The 26706-nt window shown below is 69.9% G+C and carries 23 protein-coding genes; 9 read left to right on the top strand and 14 right to left on the bottom strand.

What is annotated here, in order from left to right; genetic code table 11:
- Positions 1-4 precede the first annotated feature (4 nt).
- Positions 5-949 (top strand): NADP-dependent oxidoreductase, encoded by a 945-nt coding sequence (locus tag AC1XX3_RS14840; protein WP_483321908.1) that lies wholly within the window; start codon positions 5-7, stop codon positions 947-949.
- A gap of 110 nt (positions 950-1059) precedes the next feature.
- Here the strand turns inward: AC1XX3_RS14840 and AC1XX3_RS14835 are convergent, their stop codons facing one another.
- Positions 1060-1662: a GNAT family N-acetyltransferase gene (locus AC1XX3_RS14835; RefSeq protein WP_483321907.1), complete on the bottom strand. Its 603-nt coding sequence runs from the start codon at positions 1660-1662 to the stop codon at positions 1060-1062.
- Positions 1659-2147 (bottom strand): hypothetical protein, encoded by a 489-nt coding sequence (locus AC1XX3_RS14830; RefSeq protein WP_483321906.1) that lies wholly within the window; start codon positions 2145-2147, stop codon positions 1659-1661. Before AC1XX3_RS14830 ends, AC1XX3_RS14835 begins: the two co-directional genes overlap by 4 nt.
- Before the next feature lie 255 nt (positions 2148-2402).
- Between AC1XX3_RS14830 and AC1XX3_RS14825 the strand changes: the two genes are divergently transcribed.
- Positions 2403-2990 carry a small ribosomal subunit protein cS23 gene (locus tag AC1XX3_RS14825; RefSeq protein ID WP_483321905.1) on the top strand — a complete coding sequence of 196 codons (588 nt, stop codon included), beginning with the start codon at positions 2403-2405 and terminating at the stop codon, positions 2988-2990.
- Positions 2991-3171: 181 nt separating this feature from the next.
- On the opposite strand, the gene AC1XX3_RS14820 is transcribed toward AC1XX3_RS14825, so the two are convergent.
- Positions 3172-3822 (bottom strand): dihydrofolate reductase family protein, encoded by a 651-nt coding sequence (locus AC1XX3_RS14820; RefSeq protein WP_483321904.1) that lies wholly within the window; start codon positions 3820-3822, stop codon positions 3172-3174.
- Between the two features lie 230 nt (positions 3823-4052).
- A complete protein-coding gene (locus AC1XX3_RS14815) occupies positions 4053-4250 on the bottom strand; it encodes a DUF7455 domain-containing protein (RefSeq protein ID WP_483321903.1) in 198 nt (65 codons plus the stop codon).
- Positions 4251-4528: 278 nt separating this feature from the next.
- On the opposite strand from AC1XX3_RS14815, the gene AC1XX3_RS14810 reads away from it, so the two are divergent.
- A complete protein-coding gene (locus tag AC1XX3_RS14810; protein ID WP_483321902.1) occupies positions 4529-6604 on the top strand; it encodes a DNA gyrase/topoisomerase IV subunit B in 2076 nt (691 codons plus the stop codon).
- Positions 6605-6642: 38 nt separating this feature from the next.
- Here AC1XX3_RS14810 and AC1XX3_RS14805 read toward each other — a convergent pair whose 3' ends face one another.
- The 5 genes from AC1XX3_RS14805 to AC1XX3_RS14785 all read right to left on the bottom strand — a co-directional run bounded on the left by AC1XX3_RS14805 (position 6643) and on the right by AC1XX3_RS14785 (position 12565).
- Positions 6643-7143 carry a beta-class carbonic anhydrase gene (locus AC1XX3_RS14805; RefSeq protein ID WP_483321901.1) on the bottom strand — a complete coding sequence of 167 codons (501 nt, stop codon included), beginning with the start codon at positions 7141-7143 and terminating at the stop codon, positions 6643-6645.
- 25 nt (positions 7144-7168) lie between these two features.
- Complete coding sequence (locus tag AC1XX3_RS14800) at positions 7169-9628, bottom strand: DNA gyrase/topoisomerase IV subunit A (RefSeq protein ID WP_483321900.1); 2460 nt, start codon at positions 9626-9628, stop codon at positions 7169-7171.
- A gap of 183 nt (positions 9629-9811) precedes the next feature.
- Positions 9812-10447: a methylated-DNA--[protein]-cysteine S-methyltransferase gene (locus tag AC1XX3_RS14795; protein WP_483321899.1), complete on the bottom strand. Its 636-nt coding sequence runs from the start codon at positions 10445-10447 to the stop codon at positions 9812-9814.
- Positions 10440-10925 (bottom strand): RNA polymerase sigma factor, encoded by a 486-nt coding sequence (locus tag AC1XX3_RS14790; protein ID WP_483321898.1) that lies wholly within the window; start codon positions 10923-10925, stop codon positions 10440-10442. Before AC1XX3_RS14790 ends, AC1XX3_RS14795 begins: the two co-directional genes overlap by 8 nt.
- 212 nt (positions 10926-11137) lie before the next feature.
- Positions 11138-12565, bottom strand: coding sequence for a lactate racemase domain-containing protein (locus AC1XX3_RS14785; RefSeq protein ID WP_483321897.1), 1428 nt, complete (start codon positions 12563-12565; stop codon positions 11138-11140).
- A 69-nt stretch (positions 12566-12634) separates the two neighbouring features.
- On the opposite strand from AC1XX3_RS14785, the gene AC1XX3_RS14780 reads away from it, so the two are divergent.
- Positions 12635-13531, top strand: coding sequence for an NAD(P)-dependent oxidoreductase (locus AC1XX3_RS14780; RefSeq protein WP_483321896.1), 897 nt, complete (start codon positions 12635-12637; stop codon positions 13529-13531).
- Positions 13532-13546: 15 nt separating this feature from the next.
- Here the strand turns inward: AC1XX3_RS14780 and AC1XX3_RS14775 are convergent, their stop codons facing one another.
- The 4 genes from AC1XX3_RS14775 to glpK form a co-directional block, all read right to left on the bottom strand.
- The gene (locus tag AC1XX3_RS14775; protein WP_483321895.1) at positions 13547-14110 is read right to left on the bottom strand and encodes a P-loop nucleotide/nucleoside kinase family protein; all 564 of its coding nucleotides are present in this window, start codon (positions 14108-14110) and stop codon (positions 13547-13549) included.
- A gap of 69 nt (positions 14111-14179) precedes the next feature.
- Positions 14180-15601: an AMP-binding protein gene (locus tag AC1XX3_RS14770; RefSeq protein WP_483321894.1), complete on the bottom strand. Its 1422-nt coding sequence runs from the start codon at positions 15599-15601 to the stop codon at positions 14180-14182.
- Positions 15602-15752: 151 nt separating this feature from the next.
- Positions 15753-17465, bottom strand: a complete 1713-nt coding sequence (locus AC1XX3_RS14765; protein ID WP_483321893.1) for a glycerol-3-phosphate dehydrogenase/oxidase — start codon at positions 17463-17465, stop codon at positions 15753-15755.
- A gap of 57 nt (positions 17466-17522) precedes the next feature.
- Positions 17523-19040: a glycerol kinase GlpK gene (gene glpK, locus AC1XX3_RS14760; protein WP_483321892.1), complete on the bottom strand. Its 1518-nt coding sequence runs from the start codon at positions 19038-19040 to the stop codon at positions 17523-17525.
- A 159-nt stretch (positions 19041-19199) separates the two neighbouring features.
- Between glpK and AC1XX3_RS14755 the strand changes: the two genes are divergently transcribed.
- The 5 genes from AC1XX3_RS14755 to AC1XX3_RS14735 all read left to right on the top strand — a co-directional run bounded on the left by AC1XX3_RS14755 (position 19200) and on the right by AC1XX3_RS14735 (position 25314).
- A complete protein-coding gene (locus tag AC1XX3_RS14755) occupies positions 19200-19802 on the top strand; it encodes a Dps family protein (protein WP_483321891.1) in 603 nt (200 codons plus the stop codon).
- 84 nt (positions 19803-19886) lie between these two features.
- Positions 19887-20744, top strand: coding sequence for a transglutaminase-like domain-containing protein (locus AC1XX3_RS14750; RefSeq protein WP_483321890.1), 858 nt, complete (start codon positions 19887-19889; stop codon positions 20742-20744).
- 67 nt (positions 20745-20811) lie between these two features.
- Positions 20812-23463, top strand: coding sequence for a GNAT family N-acetyltransferase (locus AC1XX3_RS14745; RefSeq protein ID WP_483321889.1), 2652 nt, complete (start codon positions 20812-20814; stop codon positions 23461-23463).
- Positions 23464-23536: 73 nt separating this feature from the next.
- Positions 23537-24118 carry a DUF5998 family protein gene (locus AC1XX3_RS14740; RefSeq protein ID WP_483321888.1) on the top strand — a complete coding sequence of 194 codons (582 nt, stop codon included), beginning with the start codon at positions 23537-23539 and terminating at the stop codon, positions 24116-24118.
- Entirely contained in the window at positions 24115-25314 is a 1200-nt protein-coding gene (locus AC1XX3_RS14735; RefSeq protein ID WP_483321887.1) for an alkaline phosphatase family protein, read from the top strand. Before AC1XX3_RS14740 ends, AC1XX3_RS14735 begins: the two co-directional genes overlap by 4 nt.
- Positions 25315-25368: 54 nt before the next feature.
- Here AC1XX3_RS14735 and AC1XX3_RS14730 read toward each other — a convergent pair whose 3' ends face one another.
- Positions 25369-26553, bottom strand: a complete 1185-nt coding sequence (locus AC1XX3_RS14730; protein WP_483321886.1) for an aminotransferase-like domain-containing protein — start codon at positions 26551-26553, stop codon at positions 25369-25371.
- Positions 26554-26706 lie beyond the last annotated feature (153 nt).

Here is a 26706-nt window from a genome sequence, read left to right as displayed (position 1 = left end):
TGCCATGAAGGTAGTGCGCTTCCACGAGTACGGCGAACCCGACGTCTTGGGCTACGAGGAGGTGGAGCAGCCCGTCCCCGGTGCCGGTGAGGTACGGATCCGTGTCGCGGCGACGTCGTTCAACGGCGTGGATGCCAGCATCCGCCGGGGCGCCATGCGTGGTGCCATCCCGGTAGCGCTGCCACACACGCCCGGGCTTGACGTTGCCGGCACCGTCGACGCGGTCGGCGACGGCGTGCGTCAGGTCGAGATCGGTGATGCGGTCATCGGCTTCTTGCCGATGGCGGCCGATGGCGCCGCGGCGGAGTACGTCCTCTCGCCCGCCGACATCCTGACGGCGGCCCCGGCAACCATCCCGCTGGCTGACGCCGCCGCGCTGCCGGCGGTCGGCCTCACCGCCTGGCAGGCACTGTTCGAGCTGGGCGGCCTCGGTGCCGGGCAGCGGGTGGTGATCAACGGTGCCGGCGGCGCGGTCGGCGGCTACGCGGTGCAGCTGGCCAAGCGTGCCGGAGCTCACGTCATCGCCACCGCCAGCCCGCGCAGCAGGGAGCGCGTCCAGTCGGCCGGGGCGGACGAGATCGTCGACCACTCCACCACCGACCTGACCGCAGCAGTCGGCGATCAGGTCGACGTCGTCCTCAACCTCGCGCCGATCGACCCGGCGCAGCTGGCGGCGCTGGTGAACCTGGTCCGGCCCGGCGGCGTCGTGGTCAACACGACGGTGTGGATGCCGGCTCCCGTCGACGAGGCGCGCAAGGTGCGCGGCATCGATGTCTTCGTCCGCAGCGACGCCGGACAGCTGGCCGACCTGGTGGCGCTGATCGATAGCGGCGAGCTGCGGGTCGATGTCGCGCAGCGGGTGCCGTTGGCCGAGCTGTCGGTGGTGCACGCGCAGGCCGACGCCGGCGCCCTCTCCGGCAAGGTCATCGTCGTGGTGCCCACGGCCTGACCTTTGCCGCACGTCACACCACCCGACCGCGGAGAGGAAATCGACCAGGTCCGTCACCGTGGCTCCCGAAGTCGCGGCGGCGATGGCGCCGATCAGGCCGGTCGATGAGCTCAGGAGATTGCCGGCCGCCGCATGAACCAGTTGGGCACGCCGAGAACCTTTCGCTCGGCGACCACCGTGAAGCCGAACCGCTGATACAAAGCGACGTTGCCCGCCTTGTCGGTCTCGAGATAGGTCGACACGCGCTCGGCATCGGCACGAGCACAGATCGCCTGCACCAGCGCGGATCCGACGCCTTGGCCCTGGTGCTCGTCGGCAACGGCGATCGGCCCCAGGTGGAGGTGCGGTTCGGACGGGTCGAGCTTGGACCATCGCCGCAGCCAGGCCAGGACCCGGGCCGCCCGTCTCGGTCCCATCCCTGCCAGGGTGGGCATCATTCGCAGCTGTTGGCGTGGAGTCGGCTGACAAGAACCCGCTGGACGATAGCCCGCAGCGCCGATCAGATTCCCGCCTCCGCGGACGCCGACCAGATGCCAGTCGGGCATCGCTCGGAAGGCCGTTCTCAACAGGTGAGCGTGCGCGGTGACCCGGCGTGCCTCGTCGGGTCCGTACGCGGCGACGTGATTGGGGTTGCGGCGCATGCTGGTGCCCAGCACCGCCGCCGCCTCCACCAGGTGGTCGTCGAAGGTCAGGTCCTCGATGGTGATGCTCACTCCTGCTCCGCCCGACGTCGGAGGGCCTTGCTGAGCGCCCAGCCGACCAGACCGACGAGTGCGCCGACAATCGTTCCGGTGATGAGGCTGGAGAAGACCGCGAAGATACGCACGACGGCCTGACGCACCTCAAGGTCGAGCCCGGAGAAGTTTCCGCCGATGGTCGGCGGCGATCCGCCGTACGCCTGGCTCCAGAGCAGCTGATGGATGAGGGCGAGCAGCACGCCGTAGCAGGCGCCGGTGGCCAGCAGGGTCAGGAAGGGGTTGGGTACCCGCATCCGTAGGACCACCGCGAGCCAGACCGCGATCGGTACGAAGACGAGCAGCACTGTGACGAACGCGCCCTCCTCGACGATGCCGAGATCGTGCAGGACGATTCTCGGCGCGGCGAGGAGAGCCAGGCCGGCGATGGCGGGAAGCGGCAGGCCCAGGCGGGGCCGGGAGAGCGGACGCGATCCGCTGGGACGAGAGGTAGTGGTTTTCATGACGCTGAGGCTAGGAAAGGGATACCCGGCCCCACATCCGTCGACGGGCGCGATGTGGGTGTTCTCTGCGACGACGACGACATCGCCTCGCGGCGACCGTAGCCTCGTGGGATCTCAGGGTCGCCGGCCGCGCTGACCGCTGGAGGCGACCCGGGAGTACGCAGCTGCCAGACCGGGGAGCACGATCCACGTCGATAGGGGAGTCGCTTGCCGGCGGACGCGCAGCCCTCTCAGTGGCTCCTAGCGTGACCGACCATGAACATGTCCTCACCTTCTTCGTCCACCCGAACCGGCAACGGCTCCATCGCCGGCTGGCTGACCCGCCCGCGTCTGGCCTTCGCCGCAACCCTGGCTTACGCCTGGGGCATGATGATCTTGCTTGGAGCGATCATCTTGGAGACCTTCATGATCTATCCGAACGTCTTCGCCGACCCGCCCGCGTCGCTCACCCTCACGATGGAGTTCCTCGCGGTCAGTGGGCCCTCCGACTTCTTCCCGCCGATCGGTTTCGTCTGCTGGGTCCTTGGCGCCGCAGCTCTGCTCCTGGGTTGGCCGCAGCGTCGCGTGCGTTGGTTGCTGCTGCTCAGCTTGGCGATGATCGTCGGCGAGGGCGTTGCCTCGATCACCTACTTCTGGCCCCGGAACGACATCATGTTCGTCGAAGGTCCAGCGGTGCACAGTGCGGAGACCCTGAAGCGGGTGGCGACCGAGTTCGAGACCTGGCACTGGCGCTCCCGGATGGTCTTCAACCTCGCCAGCGCAGCTGGGGCCTTCGCTGCCTACACCTGCGCCCACCGTCGCCTGGTCGAGCAGCGGGCGCCGCGCACGGACGCGGGGGCATGACGCTGCCGCGTCGCAGGGCGAGCGCTGAGGCCCTCAGCGCTCGCCGGCTCCGACGAGTGTCGCCCGACATCATCGGCAGCAGCCGCGGGGTCGGCTGATGAACACCGTCGACCTGGGAGTCGCCACGGTGGTGCTCCCATCGGTTCAGGGTGTCTGCCGTTGTGTGCCGGGCAGTATGGGCCTAGCTGACGACCGATTCCTTTCCGTCGCGAACCGCGTACTCGCCCACAGCCAGCGAACCGAACCGGGTCTGGTGCAGTTCGAGCGCCACGATGCCGCCCGGCAGGACCTCGGCGGCCGAGACGGTGAAGCCGGTGGGCACGGGGTCGTCGCCGAACAGCCGCTTGCCACGTCCCACCACGACCGGGAACTGAAGCAGCCGAAAGACGTCCACCAGGCCTGCGTCGTGCAGGGAGCGGACCAGCTGCCAGCTGCCGTGCACCTGCAGGTCGCCGTCCCCCTCCCGCTTGAGCCGTTCGACCCGACCGATCACGTCGTCGCGAATGATGGTCGTGTCGCCCCACCCGGCGTCCTCGGCTGTGAGGGCCGTGCTGACGACGTACTTGGGGCCGTCGTTGAGCACCCGCGCGACCCGATTGTTCGGCTCGGTGACGTGGGGCCAGTAGCCACGCATCATCTCGAAGGTATTTCGGCCGAGCAGTACGGCGCTGGTGCGTTGGAACCAGCCGTCGACGACGGCACCCCAGTCCTCGCCCGGGAACGGAACGATCCATCCTCCGGTGGAGAATCCTGCGCTGGGGTCCTCCTGGGGTCCTCCGGGTGACTGCATGACGCCGTCGAGCGTGACGAAGGCGTGTACTGAAATCTGCATGATTCTTCTCCGTTCCCAGGCCTGGTGATCTTCTGAGTGTGCACCGGCGGTGATACCGAAGAGTCTGGTTCCCGTGGGCAGGGTCGCCGATCGCCTGCCGGCGACTGCTCGGTCGCCGCACGGCGACGGCGTTATCGCCTCCCGGCTACCCCCGTCGCGGCGCCCGGGGACAGAAGTGGCCCCCCGCTTCGGCGAAGCGAGGGGCCAGTCCGTGGTTCAGGTGGGGCGGTTCAGGCGATCCGTTCCGACTCGTCGTGGATCTCGAGCGCAACCTGCTTGAGCTTGTCAGCGTGCTCTTTGCTGTGGTGGGCGCAGAAGAGAAGGTCGAAACCGCTCGCGAGCGTGACTCGCACATAGGCCTGCGCGCCGCACCGGTCGCAACGGTCTGCTGCGTTCAAGGCAGCGTCCTCGATGACTGTAGAGCTCACGATAGGCCTCTCTTTCTAGGAAGTCCGATCTTAGTGGTCCGGAGATCGGGCCAACTGCTGGGTGATTCTGGCTGCTGGGTGTTACGGGCTACGCCTAGTCAACATCCAATCGGGCTGAGATTGTTCCCTTAGCCGGTCTCAGGCTCATGAATCTTGTGTAACGAAGCCAGTACCCAGCCTACGTGCCGGATAACAGCAGTCCAGAGCTCGGCGCGAGACACCGACCGGGTTGGGCGTGCCAGCGTGGATTCGTCGGTGCGAGACGCTAACCTCGGTTGGTGCCAACGCCAAAGCCTGCCACCGAAAGCCGGGAGTACGAGGCGCGCCACCTGCTCGTCCTGGAAGGGCTGGAGGCCGTCCGCAAGCGCCCCGCGATGTATATCGGGTCGACCGACACCCGCGGACTGATGCACTGCGTGTGGGAGATCATCGACAACGCGGTGGACGAGGCGCTCGGCGGATACGGCAAGGAGATCTTCGTCACATTGGAGGCCGACGGCTCTGTCGCCGTCGCGGACCAGGGCCGCGGGATCCCGGTGGACATCGAGCCGCGGACCGGGCTGTCGGGCGTCGAGGTCGTCTTCACCAAGCTGCACGCCGGCGGCAAGTTCGGTGCCGGGTCCTACAACGCGACCGGTGGCCTGCACGGTGTCGGCTCGTCGGTCGTGAACGCGCTGTCCAGTCGCCTCGATGTCGAGGTGGATCGCAACTCGACGACGTGGGGCATGTCGTTCAAGTACGGCACCCCTGGCGTCTTCGACGGTCCCGGGCCGGATGCGCCGTTCACTCCCGGCGGCGGGCTGCGCAAGGTCGGCAAGGCCAAGCGCGGCGTCACCGGCACGCGGGTCCGCTATTGGCCGGACCGACAGATCTTCTTGAAGGAGGCGGAGCTGTCGCTGTCGGACCTGCAGGACCGTGCCCGCCAGACCAGCTTCCTCGTCCCCGGCCTGGCGCTGCACATCCGTGACGCCCGGACCGGCGAGGTGACCGAGGAGACCCACCTGCACGACGGCGGCATCGCCGAGTTCTGCGAGTATCTCGCGTCCGACCAGCCGGTCACCGACGTGATCCGGCTGCAGGGTCAGGACCAGTTCACCGAGACAGTGCCGATGCTGGACGACGACGGCAACATGACGCCCACCGACGTCGACCGGACCCTGGACATCGATATCGCCGTGCGCTGGGGCGACGGGTATGAGACCCGTACCCAGTCCTACGTCAACATCATCTCCACCCCGAAGGGTGGCACTCACGTGGCCGGGTTCGAGCGGGCCCTGACCAAGACGTTCGCGACGGTGCTTCAGGGGACCCGGCTGCTCAAGAGTGGCGAGGAGATCGTCAAGGACGATGTGCTGGAGGGAATGACCTCGGTCGTCACGGTCCGTCTGGCCGAGCCACAGTTCGAGGGACAGACCAAGGAGGTGCTCGGCACCCCGGCGGTGTCGCGGTTGGTGGCCAAGGCGGTCGAGCGCGAGCTGACCGCGTTCCTCACCTCGACCAAGCGGGAGACCAAGGCGCAAGCCCGGCTGGTGATGGAGAAGGTGGTCGGTGCCTCCCGAGCCCGGGTCGCCGCCCGCCAGCACAAGGAGGCGCAGCGCCGCAAGAACGCCCTCGAGTCCAGCTCGCTGCCGGCCAAGCTGGTCGACTGCCGCAGCGGCGACGTGGAGCGCTCGGAGCTCTTCATCGTCGAGGGTGACTCGGCGCTGGGCACGGCCAAGCTGGCCCGGAGCTCGGAGTTCCAGGCGTTGCTGCCGATCCGCGGCAAGATCCTCAACGTGCAGAAGGCCTCGGTCGGCGACATGCTGAAGAACACCGAGTGCTCCCACATCATCCAGGTCGTCGGCGCCGGCACGGGACGTACGTTCGACCTCGACGCCGCGCGCTACGGCAAGATCATCTTCATGGCCGACGCGGACTCCGACGGTGCCCACATCCGTTGCCTGCTGGCGACACTGTTCTTCCGCTACATGCGCCCGCTGGTGGAAGCCGGACGGGTGTTCACCGCCGTGCCGCCCTTGCACCGGTTCGAGTTGATCAACCCCAAGCGTGGCTTCGACAAATACATCTACACGTACTCGGACGCGGAGTATCAGCGCAAGGCAGCGGAGCTGACCAAGCGTGGCCAGAACTTCAAGGAGCCCCAGCGCTACAAGGGGCTGGGGGAGATGGACGCCGACCAGCTGGCTGAGACCACGATGAGCCCTCGGCATCGCCAGCTGCGCCGGATCACCGTGGACGACGCGATCATCGCCGAAGCCACCTTCGAGATGCTGATGGGCAACGAGGTCGGTCCGCGCAAGGAGTTCATCATCGACGGCGCCTACCAGCTGGACGCCGCCGCCATCGACGCCTGACGCCGCGCAGAACCCTGAGCGGCGAACGAAGCTCCAGGTCAGCGCAGCTGGTGGAGGCGACCGGTGTCGACGTCGTAGCTGAACCCGCCGACTCGGGCCCGGCCGGCGATCAGGGGGTGTGACCGCAGCCGGTCGACGTCTTCGGCCAGGCGGGCCTCCTGGTCGGGGGACGCCCCCAGCACCAGGTCACCGAGGTCGACCCCGGATTCCTCTCGCACCCGGCGGGCGATGGCGGCGTCGTCGCCGCTGGCCATGGCGCACCGGGTGTGCGGCACGATCATGATCCGGTTCACCCCGAGCAGATGGACCCCGAGAATGCAGCCGATGAGCGCGTCCGGGGTGACCCGCCCGCCAGGGGTCCGCATGATCTTGGCATCGCCCACCCGCAGGCCGACCATCTCCAGCGGTTCGATCCGACTGTCCATGCAGGTCACCATGGCGACGCCGGCGTGCGCAATACCGTCGAAGCCGCCCAGGGCGAACCGCTCGCTGTAGTCGCGGTTGCCGTCCAACAGGTCAGTGAAATCAGCTTCAGTCACAACCCAACAGCGTAGACGACCTCGATCAGGACGCCGATTCGTGCTGTGGCGACGAGACGGCGACGATCGGCTGGCCGGCCGGGACCCCGGAACCGTCGCGGCGGCTGTCCGTCGCGGGCAGCTCCACCGGCGATCCGCTGGCTGCCGCGGCGCGCGCCGGCGCCGGCCCCGCCCAAGCCAGCAGCAAAGTGTCCTCACCCTTCAGGAACCGGTGGCACCGCACGCCGGCCGTGGCCCGACCCTTAGCCGGATACTCCTCGAAGCGGGTCACCTTCACCGACCCGACGTCGGTCCCGGGCAGCGCCGCCGACGAGCCGGAGATCGACACCACGACGCTCTCGGCCGTACCTGGCGTGGCCCCGAAGAAGACCACGCTGGCGCCGGCGGCCAGCTTGATCCCTGCCATCCCACCACCGGAGCGGCCCTGGGGGCGTACCGACGACGCGGGGAAGTGCAGCAGCTGCGCGTCGCTAGCGACGAAGACCAGCTCGGCGTCGTCGCGGGTCAGCTCGACCGCGCCGACCACGACGTCGCCGGCGTCCAGCCGGATGACGTCCCATGCCTCCTTGTTGAGCACCTCGGGGTTCACCCGCTTCACCACACCGCGGGCCGTGCCCAGCGCCAGACCTCGCGAGTCCTCGGACAGCGTGGTCAGGCAGAGCACCCGCTCACCGGGATCGAGCGTGACCAGCTCGGAGACGTGGGCGCCGCCTTGCAGGTTCGGCGCGTTCGCCGTGGCCGGCACGGTCGGCAGGTCGAGGGCGTTGACCTTCACCAGCCGACCGGCGGAGGTGACCAGACCGAAGTCGCCGCGGGCGGTCACCTGGATCGCGGACGTGACGACGTCGTGGTTGGCTCGCGCGCCCTCGGTCGGCAGCGGCTCGGCATGGTCGGTGCGGGCCAGCAGACCGGCGGAGGACAGCAGCACCCAGCAGGGGTCGTCGGCGACTTCCAAGGGGGTGGCCGACGCGGTGGCCGCGACGCCACTGGCGGCCAGCAGGATGGTGCGCCGGGGCGTACCGTGCTGCTTGGCCATCTCGGCCAGCTCGGTGCCGACGAGGGCGCGCAGCTGCTCCTCGTTGTTCAAGATCTCCTCCAGCCGGGCAATGGTGGCGGCCAGCTCGTCGCGCTCGGACTCCAGCTCGAGCACGCTGTAGCGGGTCAACCGGCGCAGGGCCATGTCGAGGATGTAGTTGGCCTGGATCTCGGTCAGGTCGAATGCCTCGATCAGCCGGGTCCGGGCCGCGGCCGCGTCGTCGGAGCTGCGGATGATCGCGATCACGTCGTCGATGTCCAGGATCGCGGTCATCAGGCCCTCGACCAGGTGCAGTCGGTCCATCGCCTTGGTCAGCAGGAACTGGGTACGCCGCCGGGTGACGTCGATGCGATGGTCGAGATAGACGGTGAGCAGCTCACGCAACGACAAGGTGCGCGGCTGGCCGTCGACCAGGGCCACGTTGTTGATCGAGAACGAGTCCTCGAGCTTGGTCGCCTTGAACAGCTGCTCGAGCAGGGCTTCGGGGTTGAACCCGTTCTTCACCTCGATCACCAGCCGGGTGCCGTTGGCGAGATCGGTCAGGTCCTTGACGTCGGCGATGCCCTGCAGCTTCTTGGCGTTGACCCCGGTCTTGATCTGCTCGATCACCTTCTCCGGACCGATCATGTACGGCAGCTCGGTGATCACGATGCCCTTGCGGCGCGGGTGCACCTGCTCGATCCGGGTGGTGGCGCGGATCCGGAACGAGCCGCGACCGGTGTGGTACGCATCCCGGATGCCGTCCAGGCCGATGATCTTGCCGCCGGTCGGCAGATCGGGCCCGGGGATGAACTTCATCAACGCGTCCACGGTGGCATCCGGGTGCTTGATCAGGTGCCGCAGTCCCTGGATCACCTCGATCAGGTTGTGCGGCGGCATGTTCGTGGCCATGCCGACGGCGATGCCGCTGGCCCCGTTGACCAACAGGTTGGGGAAGGCCGCCGGCAGGACGACCGGCTCGACGTCCTTGCCGTCGTAGTTGGGCTTGAAGTCGACGGTGTCTTGGTCCAGGCCTTCGGTCATGGCCAGGGCCGCCGGTGCCATCCGGCACTCGGTGTAGCGCATCGCTGCCGGACCGGAGTCGAGCGAGCCGAAGTTGCCGTGGCCGTCGACGAGGGTGAGGCGCATCGTCCAGGGCTGGGCGGTGCGGACCAGGGCGTCGTAGATCGCTCCATCGCCGTGCGGGTGCAGCAGGCCCATCACCTGGCCGACGACGCGGGCACACTTCACATGGCTGCGGTCGGGGAAGATCCGCATCTCGTTCATCGAGTAGAGGATGCGCCGCTGCACCGGCTTGAGACCGTCTCGGGCGTCGGGCAGGGCGCGCGAGTAGATGACCGAGTAGGCGTACTCCAAGAAGCTGGTCTGCATCTCCGAGGAGACGTCGATGTCGACGATCCGCTCGGTGAAGTCGTCGTCGGCGGGTGGGGCCGGTGTCTTGCGTGCCATCGGTGTACTCGTGCTCCTCGGATCTGCGCGGGCGCAGACGTACTGACTCGATGCGCGGGGGACCCGCGCTGGACCGATTCTGCCTGGTCAGCGGGCGGATTCGAGAACCGGCACGCAGGCCGGGACCGTCTGCGCCCCGCCCGGTCCCGCTATGGCGCGCCGCTCGGTCACGCCAGTCGGCGCTCACCGGGCCTCCAGGGACAACAGCAGCTGCTTGGCCGGTGCGCCACCCAGATAGCTGCCGAGCGTCCCGTCGGAGCGGACCACCCGGTGGCAGGGGAGGACGAGCGGCAGCGGGTTGGTCGCACAAGCGGTGCCGACGGCCCGAACGGCCCGGGGGCGTCCGACACGGCTCGCCAGCCCCGCGTAGCTGACGGTGGAGCCGTAGTCCACGGTGCGCAGCTGCTCCAGCACCTCGCGCCGAAATCCCCGCGCCAACCTGAGGTCGAGCGGCAGGTCGAAGCCGGTTCGCCGTCCGGCGAAGTAGGCCGCCAGCTGCCGGGCCGCGTCGTCGAGCCGCCGGGGGACCTGCAGGACCCGCGGGCTGACCCGGCCGGCCAGGTCGGCCAGCACCTGGTCATGACCCTCGGCCTCGAACGCGACCCGGATGAGGCCGCGGTCGGCGGCGACCAGCAGCAGGTCGCCGACGGGGGAGTCGACCACCCGGTAGGCCAGATCCACCAGGCCAGCGTTCGCGGCGTCGTCCGCGAGGCGATCGCTCAGGCGCAGCAGGGTTGCTGACTCCTCAGGGCTGTCGAGCAACAGCCGACGCAGGGAGGCGGGGACCTGATCATCGGCAGCGGTGGAGTACTCAGTCATGGCGTGCTCCCGGGTAGGTGCGGCGCAGCTTCTTGATCCCGTCGGCGGCCGCGCGCCGGGCGGCCACCTCGGAGTTGCCCAGCAGGGCTGCCACCTCGCGATGACTCAGCCCGGCGACGTGGTGATAGACCACGGCCAGGCGTTGCTTGTCCGGCAGCGTCGCAAGCAGCTCAGCGAGGGTGGAGTCGCCGTCGCTGGGACGGTCGTCCTCGTAGCGGTGCCGTGGTCCGGGGTCGGGCACCGGCACCGGTCGACGGGCGGTGGCGCGATGGCCGTCGATCACCTTGCGCTTGGCGATGGTGAGCAGCCAGGCCCGTACGTTGGCCCCCGGCGGCAGCTCGGGATAGGCCCGTAGCGCGGCGAGGAACGTCTCCGACCACGCATCATCGGCGTCCGCCGGTCCGGTGAGGGCGCGACAGACCCGCAGCACAGTGGGTCCGTGCTCACGGACGATCTGCTCGAATGGCGGGAGGCTCACGCCCAAGAGACGTTCGGACTGCGATGGATGTGAGATGGCGCCTCCTCCCATGCCAACCTGCTGGCTCGGGCCCGCCCGCACCAGATCTCACCTCGACCGACCGTACGCGGGCCGACCGGCGCGGTCCACCCGCTCCACCCACGACCGCTGACCGCCGGGCTGGACGGTCAGTCGTTGGACCCCTGCGCTCCATAGCGAAGAGCGGGATCGAGTCAGAGCGTGCGACGTGCTCCGCTGGCGAGGTGGAAGGCCGGCTTGGAGAGGGCGGGTACGGCGAGCACGCGCGGGGTGCGCCCGATGGTGGCGGCCGCCTCACGCAGCGCCTCCTCGACCGTCGCGCTGGTCCGGGCGCCCATCGCTCGCGCGAGATCGGGGCGCTTGGCACCGGCGATGTAGACGGCGCTGGAATGGTCGCGCGCGATCCCACCGACGTACAGCATCGAGAACGCGTGGAACGGGTGATAGCCGTAGTGGTGCCGATAGCGATACACCCACTCCGGGTCGGTCGCCAGCGCCTCCTGGTGCTGGACGAGGTCGGCCGGGTGCTGGCACTGCTGGAACAGCTCGAAGGCGGCGCGGTACGGCGGGAACTCCAAGTCGTTGAACCATCCGTCGCAGATCGCCGCGGCGATGACGATCGGCCGCGAGACCAGCGCGCGCTTGGCCCGCACGAGGGACGACCCGACCGCCTGCATCATCAGGATCGGGTTGCTGCCCATGCCGGGGCCGTAGTGGAAGTTGCGGGGGATCCCCACCAGCAGCACGTCGGCTGGCTCGTCGTTGACCTCGAGGTCGGTCCGCTGCGAGGCCAGCGGCCATGTCGCGCGCTCCACGTCGGCGATCCGCCCGGCGACGACGCCGAGCTGACGCGACTTCGAGTCGAGGACCGCGTCGACGCTGAAGAACGGCTGCGGCATCCGCGCCTCCATCGCCTGCCCGATCGCGGTGAGCTGGTCGCGGAACCGGCTGCGGGCCGAGACCGGTACGAAGTCCTCGCGGTACAGCGACTGCGGCGCGTGGTGCGCGGCGATCGAGCGCCAGGTGGTCAGCCCGGTCGTCGGCATCTTGTAGCCGCCGCTGAACCCGCCGTACGGGTTGCCGGCGGTGTGCCCGATGAGGATGGAGAGGTCCGACTCCACCACGGCACTGTTGACCTGCACCGGGTCGCCGAGCTCGGAGATCCCGAGGTCGGCGATGCCACCGGGGTCCTCGGCGTCGTGGTTGACGAGATTCGCGGCCGGCACGCGGTCGAGTACCTGCTGGCCCAGGTAGTCGAGGAACTCCTCGCGCCGGTTCTTGCGGTGCAGCCCGATGGCGCAGACCAGCCGCACGTCCGTCAGCCGTACGCCGGCGGCCTCCAGCTCGTCGAGCAGCAGCGGCAGCACCACCTTGCGGTGGGCCGTCTCGTGCGTGCCGCCCTTGACCCGATCGGGGAAGGCGATGGTCACGGTGCTGCCCGGGCCGACCAGGTCGCCGATCGGGGCCGAGCCTCGCGGGTTGCGGAGAGCCTCGCGGGTGGCGGCGACCGGGTCGGCCAGCGGGTCGGGCTCGTGCCGGGCGTGGTCGGGGGAGATCACCCGGGTGCCGTCGGGCACCTCGACCTCGAGCTGGCCGTCGCCGTACTCCATGGCGAGTCGCATCCGTGACCTCCGTGTCGTGGCCCTATTGTCTAGCCACCAGTTGGGCTAGACGGATATCAGGGGGCAAGGGTGACGACCGTATCGCACGGCCCGATCGGGGTCGTCGGCCTAGGCGCCATGGGACGCCCGATGCTCGACGCGCTGGCCGCGCACGGCCCGGCCGTGGGGTACGACGTGCGCGAGCATGTCGTCGCCGACGCGCGGGCGGCCGGGCTCTCGGTGGCCGACTCGCTTCCCGAGCTCGCCGCCACCTGCCCGACAGTGCTGTTGTCCCTGCCCGGCCCCGACCAGGTCGCCGAGGTGCTGAGCCGGCTCCTCGCCGACGGCGCCACCCCGCTGGTCCTCGACACGAGCACCATCGGCCCCGAGTCGGCGCGGGCGAACGCCCAGGTCGCCGAGGCGGCCGGCGCGACCTACCTCGACACGCCCATCCTCGGCCGACCCGACCGGGTCGGCAGCTGGACCTTTCCGGTCGGCGGTCCTGCTGCGGCGTACGACGTGGCGGCCGAGGTGCTCCGTCCGCTCGCCGACCGGGTCGTGCACGCGGGCGAGGTCGGTGCCGCCGCCTCGGTCAAGGTGGTCAACAACTTGATGTTCAGCGTCATCAACGCCGTCACCGCGGAGGCGCTGCTGCTCGCCGAGGCGGCCGGGATCGACCCCGGCTTGTTCGTCGACACCGTGATCGACTCCGGCGCCGCCACGGTCAGTGGGCTGTTCCGCTCCGTGGCGCCGCGGGCGGTGGCGGGGGACTTCGAGCCGATCTTCAGCCTCGACCTGGTGCGCAAGGACAACGACCTGGCGGTGCAGCTGGCGACCTCGCTGGGCATCCACCTCGCGGTCGGCTCGGCCGCCCGGGACCTGCACGACCGCGCGGTCATCGCCGGGCACGGGGCGCAGGACTCCATCGCGGTGCTGCGCCTGCTCGAGGACGAGGTCGGGCTGCTGGCGAGGCGCGACCCCGCCTAGCTGAACCGGTCGGACTCACTCAGCCGGCGACGGCGGCACCAGCGATGGCCAGCGCAGCACCGCCCAGGCGGCCCAGCTGGGATAGGGCGTGGGTGGCTCCGGCGACGCCGAGCCGGCCAGCTCCGCAGCGTCCGGCTCCTCGAACTGGTCCCGCCACTGGGCCAGCTCGGCCTCGGTGATCGGGTACGTCTGCTCCGGCGTGGCCCGGAACCGCTCCGCGACCCGAAGTCGCTGGACCGACCACTCGACCGGTAGATACGTCACTTCGGTCTCGGCCCCGACGTCTGCGGCCAGGGCCCGTAACGCGGACCGTTCGTCGCGGCTCCACAGTCCGAAGTCGAGCACCACGGGCACCCCCAGCGCCAGGACTCGCAGCGCCACGGTGATCAGCCGTCCTTCCAGCACAGAACGTTTGCCGCCCGGATCGGACTCCCCGTACAGCGGGATCATCCACTCGTCAGGCGTCAGCCGCAGCGCCCGGTGCTGCACCTCGATCGCGCGGGCCAGGGTGGTCTTGCCCGAGGCCGGCAGCCCGACGAGCAGGAACAGCCGCGGCTCAGCGGTCGACGTCGCAGTCACGGAACTCTCCGGCCGGTCGGTCATCCTCGTCATTCTCGCGAGTCCGCAGCTCCACGCGGCGCTTGCCACTCACCGTCGATCCAGCTCGAGCTGGCTGATCCGGTGGTCGTTGGCCTTGACCACGTCGTCCGCCCGCCCGACGTAGGTCAGGTAGCCGTCGCTGTCCCGGCTCACCAGGTCGCCGGTGTGGTAGACGTTGCCGGCGAAGGCGGCGAAGTTCAGCTCGTCGTCGAAGACGTCCGCCCGCTGCTTGTAGCCGGTCATCAGCGGCAACGGCCGGGCCGGATGCCAGAACCCGTGCTCCTCTCGTTCCAGCTCCAGGCACAGCTCACCCGCGGAGTCGGAGCGGTCGCCCGTGGCCGGGTCGATCAGCAGCACCCGGTAGCCGGGCAGCGGCCGGCCCATCGAGCCGGGCTTGACCCGGGCACCGGGCGGGTTCCCGACCGACGCGCTGGTCTCCGTCTGGCCGTAGCCGTCGCGGACGGTGAGTCCCCAGGCTTGCTGCACCTGGCTGATCACCGCAGGGCTGAGCGGCTCGCCGGCCGACAGGCATTCCCGCAGCGACGTGCGGATCGCGGCCAGGTCGGTCTGCACCAGCATCCGCCAGACGGTGGGCGGGGCGCAGAAGGTGGTGACCTGCGTCCGGGCGATGACGTCGAGCAGCTCGGCCGGGTCGAACCGGGTGGAGCTGACCGCCAGGACGGTGGCGCCGGCCAACCAGGGAGCGAAGACGTTGCTCCAGGCGGGCTCGGCCCAGCCGGGCGAGGAGAGGTGGAGATGGATGTCGCCGGGACGCAGTCCCATCCAGTACATCGTCGAGAGGTGGCCGATGGGGCAGGAGGTCTGGGTGTGCTCCACCAGCTTGGCCACCGCGGTGGTGCCGGAGGTGAAGCAGAGCAGGCTCGGGTCGCCCCCCTTGCTCGCCCCCGGCAGGTGGGGATCGGCGCCGAGGAAGTCAGCCATCCGGGTGTACGGGACCCAGCCGGCGACCGGACGCCCCACCGCCACCTTGCCGAGCTCGAGCTGGACACCGTCGAACGTGGCGGCCGCCTCGGCATCGGCCACCACCAGCCGGGCACCGCCGCGGTCGACCCGGTCGACCAGATCGGCGCTGGACAGCTGCGGTGTGGCAGGGATGAGGACGGCGCCGAGCCGGAAGGCGCCCAGCATGATCTCCCACAGCGGCACGCAGTTGCCGAGCACCAGCAGCAGCCGGTCACCCCGGCGCAGCCCCAGGTCATACAGCAGGTGCGCCGCGGCCACCGAGCGTTGGGAGAGCTCGGCGAAAGTCAGCCGCTGCTCGACGTCGCCGTCGATCACCCACAGGGCGAGGCCGTCGGGGTTCTCCTCGGCCAGTCCGTCGAACCAGTCGGTGGCGAAGTTGTAGAGCGGCTGCTCCGGCCAGGTGAAGCCGCGGTAGGCGACGTCGTAGTCATTGCGGTGCTGCAGCAGGAAGTCGCGCGCGGCTCGGACCTGGGGGTGCAGTGGCATCTGTTCAGTTCCTCCGGTCGCTGGCGGCTGCGACCTCAGCGTGCTCGCGTCCCGCCTCGGCTGTGCCCGGCAGCGCCGCCGGATCCTGACGGTCCGCGATGCGGCCGTCGATCCCCGAGCGCACCTGATGGCAGGCACGCCCGGGCACACGTTACTGCCTGCCGCCCATCCGAACGTCCGGGGCGCCCAGCCGCGCGGCGTCGGCCGACAGGTCGTCGGGCTGATGCTGCGACTCCCGCTCGGCCGCAACCCGGGCCACATAGTGCTCCACCTCGCGGGCCACGTCGTCGTCGTTCCAGCCCAGCACCGGGGCCACCAGCGCGGCCACCTCCGCCGCAGCGCCCACCCCCCGGTCCCAGGTCTCGATCGAGATCCGGGTCCGGCGGGCGAGGATGTCGTCGAGGTGCAGGGCGCCTTCGTGGGAGGCGGCGTAGACGGCCTCGACCTTCAGATACTCGTCGGCGTGCTCCAGCGGCGCGGACAGGCCCGGCTGCTGCTCCATCATCGCGAACAGCTCGCCGACCAGGGACCCGTACCGGTTCAGCAGGTGCTCCACCTGCGACACCCGCAGCCCGATCTGCTCGGCCAGGTTCTCCCGGCCGTTCCACAGGGCCTGGTAGCCGTCGGCCCCGAGCAGCGGGACATCCTCGGTGCAGGACTTGGGCACGGTCCGGCCCAGGTCGTGCACCACCGAGTCGACAGCGTCCTTGGCCATCACCCGGTAGGTCGTGTACTTTCCACCGGCGATCATGGTCAGGCCGCGGACGGGGGAGGCCACCGCGTGCTCGCGCGACAGCTTGGAGGTGATGTCCTCCTCACCGGCCAGCAGCGGCCGCAGCCCCGCATACACCCCGACCACGTCGTCGCGGGTCAGGGGGTCGGCCAGCAAGGTGTTGGCGTGGTCCAAGATGTAGTCGATGTCGGCCTGGCTGGCCGCCGGGTGGGCCAGGTCGAGATCCCAGGCGGTGTCAGTGGTGCCCAGGATCCAGTGGCTGCCCCACGGGACGATGAAGAGCAGGCTCTTCTCGGTGCGGGTGATCAGGCCGGTGGCGGAGTTGATCCGGTTCCGCGGCACCACCAGGTGGACGCCCTTGGAGGCGCGGACCCGGAACTGGCCGCGGCCACCGAGCATCTGCTGAATCTCGTCGATCCAGACCCCGGCCGCGTTGATCGTCTGCTTGGCCCGGATCTCGAACTCCGCACCGGACTCCAGGTCCTTGACCCGGACGCCGGCGACGCGGTCGGCTTCGCGGAGGAAGCCGATCACCCGGGTGCTCATGGCGCAGATGGCGCCGTAGTGCGCAGCAGTGCGGCCGAGCATCATCGTGTGCCGGGCGTCGTCGACCTGTCCTTCGTAGAACTTGATGGACCCGGTCAGGGCGGATCGGTTGCCGGACGGGAACGACTCGAAGGTCTTGCGCCGGCCGAGGTGCCGCAGGTGGTGCGGCACGCCGCGACCGGCACCCATCACGTCGTAGACACCGATGCCGAGGCCGGCGTAGCCGCGGTCGAGGACCGGCTTGCTCAGCGGATAGAGGAAGGGCACCGGCTTGGCCAGGTGCGGGCACAGCTTGGTCAGCGCGAGCTGGCGCTCCTTCAGCGCCTCGAACACCAGGGCGAAGTTCAGCTGCTCGAGATAGCGCAGACCGCCGTGGAAGAGCTTGGTGGACCGGCTGGAGGTCCCGGCGGCGAAGTCGCGCATATCCACCAGCCCGGTCTTGAGCCCGCGGGTGGCCGCGTCCAGCGCGCAGCCGGCGCCGGTCACCCCGGCGCCCACCACCAGCACGTCGAGCTCCTCACTCGCGAGGCGTTGCAGGGCCTCGTCCCGGGACGCGGGGCTGAGTGGAGAGCTGGAGGAGTACATGCCCTCTTTCCTATCAGGTGAAGTCGATCGGCGCCGGGGCGGGCGAGGGCGACAGGCTCACTCCACGTCGACCCAGCCGAACGTACGCTCGACGGCCTTCTTCCAGCCGGCATAGCTGCTCTGCCGCTCGTCCTCGGCCACGGACGGCGTCCAGCGCTGGTCCTCGTGCCAGTTCGCGCGCAGCTCCTCGGCCGAGGACCAGAAGCCGACACCCAGCCCGGCGGCGTACGCGGCTCCGAGGGCGGTGGTCTCGGCCACCACCGGCCTGACCACGTCGACGCCGAGGGTGTCGGCCTGGATCTGCATGCACAGGCCGTTCGCGGTGACTCCGCCATCCACCTTGAGCACCTCCAGGTGCACCCCGGAGTCGGCCTCCATCGCCTCCACCACGTCCCGGCTCTGATAGCAGATGGCGTCCAGGGTCGCCCGGGTGATGTGGGCGCTGGTGTTGTAGCGGGACAGGCCGATGATCATGCCGCGGGCATCGGAGCGCCAGTACGGTGCGAACAGCCCGGAGAACGCCGGCACGAAGTAGACCCCACCGCTGTCGCGCACGGTCCGCGCCAGTGCTTCGGTCTCGGCCACCCCGCCGATGATCTTGAGCTGGTCACGCAGCCACTGCACCGCCGACCCGGTGACCGCGATGGAGCCCTCCAGGGCGTACACCGGGGCGGCGTCGCCGAACTGGTAGCAGACAGTGCTGAGCAGGCCGTGGGAGGAGCGGACCAGCTGCTCCCCGGTGTTCAGCAACAAGAAGTTGCCGGTGCCGTAGGTGTTCTTGGCCTCGCCGGCCGACAGGCAGACCTGGCCGACCATGGCCGCGTGCTGGTCACCGAGGTCACCGCTGATGGCCACCTCGCCGTCGAACGGACCGGACTCCAAGGTGGTCCCGTAGAGCGCGGGATCCGACGACGGCCGGATCTCGGGCAGCATCTGTGCCGGGATGTCGAAGAAGGACAGCAGCTCGGGGTCCCAGGCCAGCTTCTCGAGGTCCATCAGCATCGTGCGGCTGGCGTTGGTGACATCTGTCAGGTGCACGCCACCGTGCACCCCGCCAGTGAGGTTCCACAACAGCCAGGTGTCGGTGGTGCCGAAGATCGCCTCGCCGGCCTCGGCGTCGCGGCGCACGCCGGGCACGTTCTCAAGGATCCACTGCACCTTTGCCGCGGCGAAGTAGGTCGCCGGCGGGATCCCGGCGCGCTGCCGGATGACATCGCCCCGGCCGTCGCGGTCCAAGGCAGCGGCGATCCGGTCAGTACGGGTGTCCTGCCAGACGATCGCGTTGTAGTACGGCCGACCGGTGCGCCGGTTCCACACCACCGTCGTCTCGCGCTGGTTGGTGATCCCCAGCGCCGCGAGGTCGCCGCTCTGCAGTCCGGCGGCGTTCATCGCGGTCTGGACGACGGTCTGCGCGCTTCCCCAGATCTCCAGCGGGTTGTGCTCCACCCAGCCGGGTTGCGGCATGATCTGCGAGTGCTCCAGCTGGTGCTTGGCCACCTCCTTGCCGGCATGGTCGAACAGCATGCACCGGGTGCTGGTGGTGCCTTGGTCGATCGCAGCAACGAAATCAGCCATGGGCTGAGCCTAGAGCGGTCTGGAGGGCGGCTGCTCACAGCCCGGCCGTTCACGATAACCTTTACGGCGTAAACCTTCTCGATCCCCCGAACGGACGGCGCCTCGTCGTCCCGCGTGGACGCCGGCTCGCCGGCGCCCCATTCCCAGAGAGGCTGAACCATGGCGAAAGACAAGACCACAGCAGGCGGCGACGCCGACTACACCGTCCCGGGCCTGAGCCTGAGCGACGGCCACGAGGTCGGCGACGTGCTCCAGATGCGGCTGCACGCGCTGAACGATCTGCAGCTCACCTTGAAGCATGCCCACTGGAACGTCGTCGGTCCCGACTTCATCGGTGTACACCAGATGCTCGACCCGCAGATCGAGGCCGTCCGCGCGATGGCTGACGAGACCGCCGAGCGGATGGCCACCCTTGGTGTGCCGCCGGTCGGCACCCCCGGCGCCATCGCCAAGGACCGGACCTGGAACGAGTATTCGTTGGGCCGTGCCCTCACCGTCGAGCACCTGGCCGCGCTCGACCTGGTCTACGACGGCGTCATCGCCGACGAGCGCGCCGCCATCGAGGAGGTCGGTGAGGTGGACCCGGTGACGGAGGACATGCTGATCGACCACACCAAGCAGATGGAGCTGTTCCAGTGGTTCATCCGGGCCCATCTGGAGAACAGTGACGGTCAGCGTGCCTCGGCCGGAGCCGACACGGAGGCCGCCGCGGCCGCCAAGGCCAAGAAGACGGCGACCAAGCGCGCCAGCAACTCCAAGTAGCTCGCAGCTGAGATCGACCGGCTGGTCCTGCCGGGGCAGGACCAGCCACTTCCCCGCCTAACCCACTTCCCCGAAAGGGTGCCCATGGTCACCGAGCCCGCCCCCGTGTCCACCACCACCGGCCCGGTCGGCACCCGACGACTGGCCGTGGGGTGTGACTTCGTCTACGACGCCGCGATCGACACCCCCGCGGTGTTCCAGGTCGAACCGCTGGCCGACCAGGCGGTGTCGGTCGTCTCCTCGTCGTGGGAGCTGGAGCCGGTCCGCGACTCCCGGGTGTACGCCGACCTGTACGCCAACCCGTGCCGGCGCCTGATGGTGCCGGCCGGTCGTTCCGTACTCCGCTATCGCGCCGAGGTGGAGGTCCCGGATGCGGTCGAGGACAGCGATCTTGACGCCCGTGAGCTGGCGCCGCAGGAGCTGCCTGATGACGTCTTGCTCTATACCCTGCCGAGTCGCTACTGCCTGCCCGACGTCCTCGGCAACGAGGCGTGGACCCGCTTCGGGTCGATCGCACCCGGCTATCGCCGGGTCCAGGCGGTCTGCGACTACGTTCACCACCACCTGCGCTTCCAGTACGGCAGCAGCACCGCCTGGACCACCGCCGCGGATGTGCACGCCTCCGGCTACGGCGTCTGCCGCGACTTCACCCACCTCGCCATCTCGCTCTGCCGGGCCCTGAACATCCCGGCCCGCTACGTCTTCGGCTACCTGCCGCAGCTGGAGGTCGACCAGGAGATCTCGGTGATGGACTTCGCCGCCTGGATGGAGGTCTGGCTCGACGGCCGCTGGTGGACCTTCGACCCGCGCAACAACACCCCGCGCAAGGGCAGGGTGCTGATCGGCCGGGGCCGCGACGCCGCGGACGTGGCCATGGTCACCACCTACGGCTCGCCGTACCTCACCGAGATGACAGTGATCGCACAGGCGCTCGACGGCTGAGCCGACGCCACCGCCGCCCAGTGGAAATCACCGGCTTTCGTCGGTGTCGGTGGATACTCTTGCGTACGTGCGAGTCAGCGAGGAGTCGATTCTTCCTCCGGGCTACCCGAGCTATTGGGAGGCCGATGTCGTCCTCACCGACGGCGGCGTGGCGCGCCTTCGACCGATCAAGCCGAGCGACGCCGAGCTCCTCGTCGCGTTCTACGACCGGGTCTCGCCCGAGTCGAAGTATCTGCGGTTCTTCGCGCCCTACCCGCGGCTGACCCGGCGCGACATCGCGCGCTTCACCCAGGTGGACTATGTCGACCGGGTGGCCTTCATCCTCACGGTGGGCACCGACATGATCGGCATCGGACGCTACGACCGGATCGAGAACGACCGCGCCGAGGTGGCGTTCCTGGTCGAGGACGCGCACCAGGGCCGTGGCATCGCCCAGCTGCTGCTGGAGCATCTGGCCGAGGCCGCCCGAGAACGCGGCATCACCGCCTTCGTGGCCGAAGTCCTGCCCGAGAACCGGCGAATGGCCCAGGTCTTCGCCGACGCCGGCTATCGGGTGTCCAAGGGCATCGAGGACGGCGTGCTGTCGGTGGAGTTCCCGATCCTGCCCACCGACACCTCGGTCGGGGTGATGGAGCGACGCGAGCACCGCGCCGAGGGTGCCTCGATCGGTCGGATGCTGACGCCGGGACGGGTCGTCGTCCTGGGCCGGGGGCGTCGCGTGCAGGGCCTGGTCAACTCGATGCTCAGCGGCGGTTTCCGCGGTGAGGTGATCGCGGTGAGCACCGACGACGTCGCGGTCTCGGGCGTACCCACCTCCGACTCGATCGCGACCGTCGACGGCCGGTTCGACCTCGCCGTCGTCTCGATCCCGACCTCGCAGATGGGTTCGGTGGTGATCGACGCAGCCCACAAGGGTGCTCACGCCATGGTGGTGCTCACCGGCACCGACTACCAGGCCAACGACAACCGCACCATCGTCAACCTGGCTCGCGCGTACGGCGTCCGGGCGCTCGGGCCCGACGCGCTCGGCCTGATCAACACCGACCAGTCGGTCGGCCTCAACGCCAGTCCCGGTCCGATGCCGCGGGTGGGCGGGGTCGGGCTGTTCTGCCAGTCCGCCGCAGTCGGGGTGGCGCTGCTCAACCACGCCGTCCGGCAGAACCTCGGGCTCTCCTCCTTCATCAGCACCGGCGACTACGCCGATGTGACCGGCAACGACGTGATGCAGTTCTGGGAGGACGACTCGGCCACCCGGGTCTGTCTGTTGTCACTGGACTCGATCGGCAACCCGCGCAAGTTCTCCCGGATCGCGCGGCGGTTGACCCGGCGCAAGCCGGTGGTGGTCTTCGCTCCGGGCCGGGCCAGCCGGGGGGCCCACGTCGGGGTGCGGGGCGGGCTCGGGCACGCCCCGGACGCCGCCGTGGATGCGCTGTTCCGCCAGGCCGGAGTGATCGTGGTGCACCGGCGCGGTGCCATGTTCGACATCGCCAAGATCGCCTCCCGGCAGCCGCTGCCCGCCGGCCTGCGGGTCAAGCTGATCACCAACTCCGCCACCTTGGCCGCCCAGCTGACACACACCGTCAGGGCCGTCGGCATGCTCAGCGACGACCCCGAGATCCTGGGACCCGAGTGCTCCGCCGAGGACTTCGCCCGCCCGGCCCGGGAGGCGATGGCCGACCCGCGGACGGACTCGGTGGTGTGCGCGGCCGTCGGGGTGTTCGACGACGGCACGGACGCGGTCCAGCATGCACTGGACCAGATCGCCGTCGACTCGACCAAACCCCTGGTCGGGGTGTTCCTGCACTTCGGGGACGGCCAGCCCGAGACCGACCACACCCCGGACCTGATGGGCAGCCTGCCGGTCTTCGACGCGCCCGCCGACGCCATCCACGCCTTGTCAGCCCTCACCGCGTACGCCCACTGGCGCGAGCGGGACCCGGGGGCCGTGCCGCTGCTGGAGGTCGACCCACCCGCCAGCAAGCGGGTGGTGAACCGGGTCCTGCAGCGCGCCCCGAAGGGACGCGAGCTGACCGATGCCGAGATCGCCGAGCTGCTCGGCGGGTACGGGCTGGCGCCGGTGCCGAAATATCCGGTCACCAGTCTGTCGGAGGCCATCACGGTGGCGGAGTCCCTGGGCTGGGACGTGGTCCTCAAGGCGACCGCCCAGACCGTACGCGGCCGGCCCGACCTGGCCAGCGTGCACCGCAACCTCGACGGTCCGGCCGCGATGGCCGCTGCCTGGTCCGACCTCGGTGAGCTGCTGCGCGAGCTCGGCCTGGGCGGGGAGAGCGACCTGGCCGTGGCCTGTCCGGTGGTGCAGAAGATGGCCCCGCCCGGGGTGCCGCTGGTCTTGACCAGCCGGGAGGACGCCGCCTTCGGGCCGATGATCTCGCTCGGTCTGGACGGCATCGCCAGTGAGCTGCTCGGCGACGTCGTCTATCGGGTGCCACCGCTGACCACCGTGGACGCGGCGGCGATGGTGCGTGACCTGCGCGCCGCTCCGACCCTGTTCGGCCGGCACGGCAGCCCCGGCGTCGACGTGGCCGCGGTGGAGGAGCTGCTGCATCGGCTGGCGCAGCTCGCCGATGACGTCCCCCAGCTGGCGCACGTGACGCTGAGCCCGTGCATCGCCTCGATCAGCGGCGTGTCGGTGCTGGGCGCCCGGGTGTTCATCGCGCCCACCGACGACCAGCGCGACCCGATGGCCCGCACGTTGTGAGCACCGCCGGGGTCGTCCACCGCTTCCGTGCCCGAACTCGGCCGAGGGCGTCCGCCATGGCAGGATGAGCCGCATGAAGGTCGACTCCACCATCCGCAAGGGCCTGCGCGCCGAGATCGAGGCCTGCGGCTACTTCCCCGATCTGGTCGAGGACACCATCCTGCTGGCCGTGGGGGAGGAGGAGCTGGTCGACTTCGTGGTCCACCACGAGCCCACGTTCAACCACGACGAGATCCACCGCCACGTCACCATCCTCGCGCTGACGCCGACCCGGCTGGTGGTGGGCCACACCGACGACCACCCGGCGGAGCCGCCGGCGACCGGCACCTACGCCGCCTCCTCGACCGAGTCCGTGCCGCTGGGCAAGGTCAACAACGTGGCGGTCACCCGGGTGGTCAGCTCACCCGAGCACTACCACCCCGGCACCAACGCGGTGCACGAGACGTGGCTGTCGGTGGGCTGGGGCGCTATCCGCCGCGTCGACCTGGAGCAGGCCGGCTGCAACGACCCACAGTGCGACGCTGACCACGGCTACACCGGCACCATGGTCGGAGACGACCTGACAGTACGGATGAGCGCCGCCGCAGACGGCTCCGAGCGGGTGGCGCACCTGGTGGCCTTCGGCAGCCAGCTGCAGCGGGTGACTGCACCATGACGCCCGCCCCGGCGAAGCAGTCCGCTGGGGCGCACGCCGCCTCGGGCTCGCGCCCGTCCACTTCCGCACCCGCTGCACCTGCCATGATGCTGCCGGCGTACGGCGAGTCGACCCTGGCTGACCTGATGCCGAGCCTCGGCGTCTCCCTCGGCGTGCCCGGCTGCGAGAGCCGGTTGTCGCTGCCCGCCGCGCAGCGCTACGTGGTGGTGCTGATCGACGGACTGGGCTGGCACCTGGTCCGCCAGGCCATCCGTGACGTGCCCTACCTGGCCGAGCTGCTCGGTGACGCCGTGCCGATCACCGCCTGCGTACCAAGCACCACTGTCACCAGCCTGACGTCGCTGGGAACGGGGCTGCCGCCTGGCCAGCACGGCATGGTCGGCTACACCTCGCGGGTGCCGGAGACCGGAGAGATCCTCAACGCCTTGACCTGGGAGTCCTCGGTATCGGCCCGCCAGTTCCAGTCCAGGGACACGTTCTTCGAGCGCGCGGCGGCCGCGGGGGTGGCGGTCAGCTCGGTGGCCCTGGAGCGGTTCGAGGACAGCGCGCTGACCCAGGCGGCGCTGCGTGGCCCCTCCTTCGTCGGCTTCGCCTCCGAGAGCGACGAGCAGGCCCGGATCGAGCTCACCGTGGCCGCCGCACTGCGCGGCGACCGGAGCCTGGTGTACGCCTACGAGCGTCAGCTGGACCACTGCGGCCACGTGGCGGGCTGCGGCTCCCCGGCCTGGCTGACCCATCTGCGCCGGATCGACGCGATGTGCGAGCGGCTGCGCGAGGCGTTGCCCGACGACGTCCGACTGGTCATCACCGGCGACCACGGCATGATCGACATCCCGTCGGAGAACCGGATCGTGGCCGAGGACGAGCCCGGGTTGTTGGCGGGCGTCAGCGCCATGGCCGGGGAGGGCCGGTTCCGCCAGCTCTACGTCGACCACGACAACCCAGTCGCCGTGGCCCGGCGCTGGCGTGATCGGCTCGGCGACCTGGCCTGGGTGGCCACCCGGGACGAGGCGATCGAGGACGGCTGGTTCGGGCCGGTCGACGACCGGCTGCGGGAGCGCTATGGCCACGTGCTGGTGGCGATGCGCCAGGACTGGGCCGTGATGACCAAGCAGTTCCCCCGGGAGATGAGCCTGGTCGGGATGCACGGCTCGCTGACCGCCGCGGAGATGACAGTTCCGCTGTTCTGGGACTGACGGCTGCGCCGAGGCGGTGCCTGACGGCGCAGGATCCGACGGTGCAGGGCCACCTCAGGAGAGGGCCGCTGACAGCCGGCGCATGCCTTCTTCGATCGTCGCGGGCGGATAGGTGATGAACGACAGCCGCAGGGTCTCCGGTTGCGGGGACTCGGCGAAGAACGGCGGTCCAGGGACGAAGGCGACGTCATGCTTGAGGGCCCGGGGCAGCAGCGCGGTGCTGTCCGTGCCGGCCGGCAGGTGCACCCAGCAGAACATTCCGCCGTCCGGATGGTTCCAGCTGCTGCCTGCTGGCAGTGCGGCCGGCAGCTGCGCCAGCATCGTGTCGCGGCGCAGCCCGTACGCCTGCCGGCAGCGCTCGACATTGGCCTCCAGCCGGCCGGACTGGAGGTAGTGCGCCGCGGCTGCCTGGTCCAGTGTCGAGGTGTGCAGGTCCGCGGCCTGCTTGGCGACCACGAGTGCCGGCTTGGTGGTCGGGTCGGTCCGGATCCAGCCCAGCCGCAGACCCGGCGCAAGGATCTTGGAGAAGCTGCCGGTGCACAGCACGTGGCCGGCGGCGGCGAAGCTGGCCATCGACGCCACAGGCTCACCGGAGTAGCGCAGCTCCCGGTAGGGGTCGTCCTCGATCAGCCGGAAGCCGTGCCGCTCTGCCGACGTGACCAGGGCGGCACGGTGGGCCGCGGTCAGTGTGCGGCCGGTGGGGTTGTGGAAGGTGGGCACCACATACAGGGCCTTGGGGCGGTGCTCGACCGCCAGCCGGTCCAACGCCGCCAGGTCGAGGCCGTCTCCGGCCGATGGCACCTCCACCAGTCGGGCACCGGCCAAGGCGAAGCACTGCAAGGCGGCGAGATAGCTCGGGCTCTCCACCAGCACCACGTCGCCGGGATCCACCAGTGCGGTGGCGATCAGGCTGAGCCCTTGCTGGGATCCGGTGGTGATCAGGATGTCCTCGGCCGAGGTCGGTAGCCCGCGGGCGGTGTAGCGCTGGGCCACCGCGTCCCGCAGCGCCAGGTTGCCCTCGGTCGGGGAGTACTGCAGGGCCGCGGCGGGCGCGGAACTGAGCACGGCGTCGAAGGAGGCCCGCGCCCCTTCCACGTCGAACAGGTCAGGGGCCGGCAGTCCACCGGCGAACGAGATGACGCCGGGGCGGGCGGTGAGGGCGAGCAGGTCGCGGACGACCGAGGATTGGACCCCGGCGAAGCGCCGGGCCAGGGCGGGTGGGGAGGTGATCGTGGTCACCGGGACTCCTCCAAGTCGGTCGTGTCCTGTGCATGCTACGGCGGGATACGCCGAGCTTGGCCCGATATCTCAACGGGTTCGCCCTGCAGGGGCGTCGGGCGGGCTTCCGGGCGGTCGCCGGCGGTCCAGCCGTGCTCGAGTGGGTGCGAGAAT

It is taken from the genome of Microlunatus sp. M237 (genome assembly GCF_056896895.1).
This window is presented reverse-complemented; position numbering and strand designations above follow the sequence as displayed.

What these genes read in the sequence shown, in the direction of transcription:
- AC1XX3_RS14770 (WP_483321894.1), bottom strand. Translation starts at nt 15,601, where the DNA reads ATGCCACTGCACCCCCAGGTCCGAGCCGCGCGCGACTTCCTGCTGCAG.
- AC1XX3_RS14740 (WP_483321888.1), top strand. Translation starts at nt 23,537, where the DNA reads ATGAAGGTCGACTCCACCATCCGCAAGGGCCTGCGCGCCGAGATCGAG.
- AC1XX3_RS14825 (WP_483321905.1), top strand. Translation starts at nt 2,403, where the DNA reads ATGAACATGTCCTCACCTTCTTCGTCCACCCGAACCGGCAACGGCTCC.
- glpK (WP_483321892.1), bottom strand. Translation starts at nt 19,040, where the DNA reads ATGGCTGATTTCGTTGCTGCGATCGACCAAGGCACCACCAGCACCCGG.
- AC1XX3_RS14750 (WP_483321890.1), top strand. Translation starts at nt 19,887, where the DNA reads ATGGTCACCGAGCCCGCCCCCGTGTCCACCACCACCGGCCCGGTCGGC.
- AC1XX3_RS14800 (WP_483321900.1), bottom strand. Translation starts at nt 9,628, where the DNA reads ATGGCACGCAAGACACCGGCCCCACCCGCCGACGACGACTTCACCGAG.
- AC1XX3_RS14830 (WP_483321906.1), bottom strand. Translation starts at nt 2,147, where the DNA reads ATGAAAACCACTACCTCTCGTCCCAGCGGATCGCGTCCGCTCTCCCGG.
- AC1XX3_RS14765 (WP_483321893.1), bottom strand. Translation starts at nt 17,465, where the DNA reads ATGTACTCCTCCAGCTCTCCACTCAGCCCCGCGTCCCGGGACGAGGCC.
- AC1XX3_RS14795 (WP_483321899.1), bottom strand. Translation starts at nt 10,447, where the DNA reads ATGACTGAGTACTCCACCGCTGCCGATGATCAGGTCCCCGCCTCCCTG.
- AC1XX3_RS14840 (WP_483321908.1), top strand. Translation starts at nt 5, where the DNA reads ATGAAGGTAGTGCGCTTCCACGAGTACGGCGAACCCGACGTCTTGGGC.
- AC1XX3_RS14785 (WP_483321897.1), bottom strand. Translation starts at nt 12,565, where the DNA reads ATGCGACTCGCCATGGAGTACGGCGACGGCCAGCTCGAGGTCGAGGTG.
- AC1XX3_RS14735 (WP_483321887.1), top strand. Translation starts at nt 24,115, where the DNA reads ATGACGCCCGCCCCGGCGAAGCAGTCCGCTGGGGCGCACGCCGCCTCG.
- AC1XX3_RS14755 (WP_483321891.1), top strand. Translation starts at nt 19,200, where the DNA reads ATGGCGAAAGACAAGACCACAGCAGGCGGCGACGCCGACTACACCGTC.
- AC1XX3_RS14820 (WP_483321904.1), bottom strand. Translation starts at nt 3,822, where the DNA reads ATGCAGATTTCAGTACACGCCTTCGTCACGCTCGACGGCGTCATGCAG.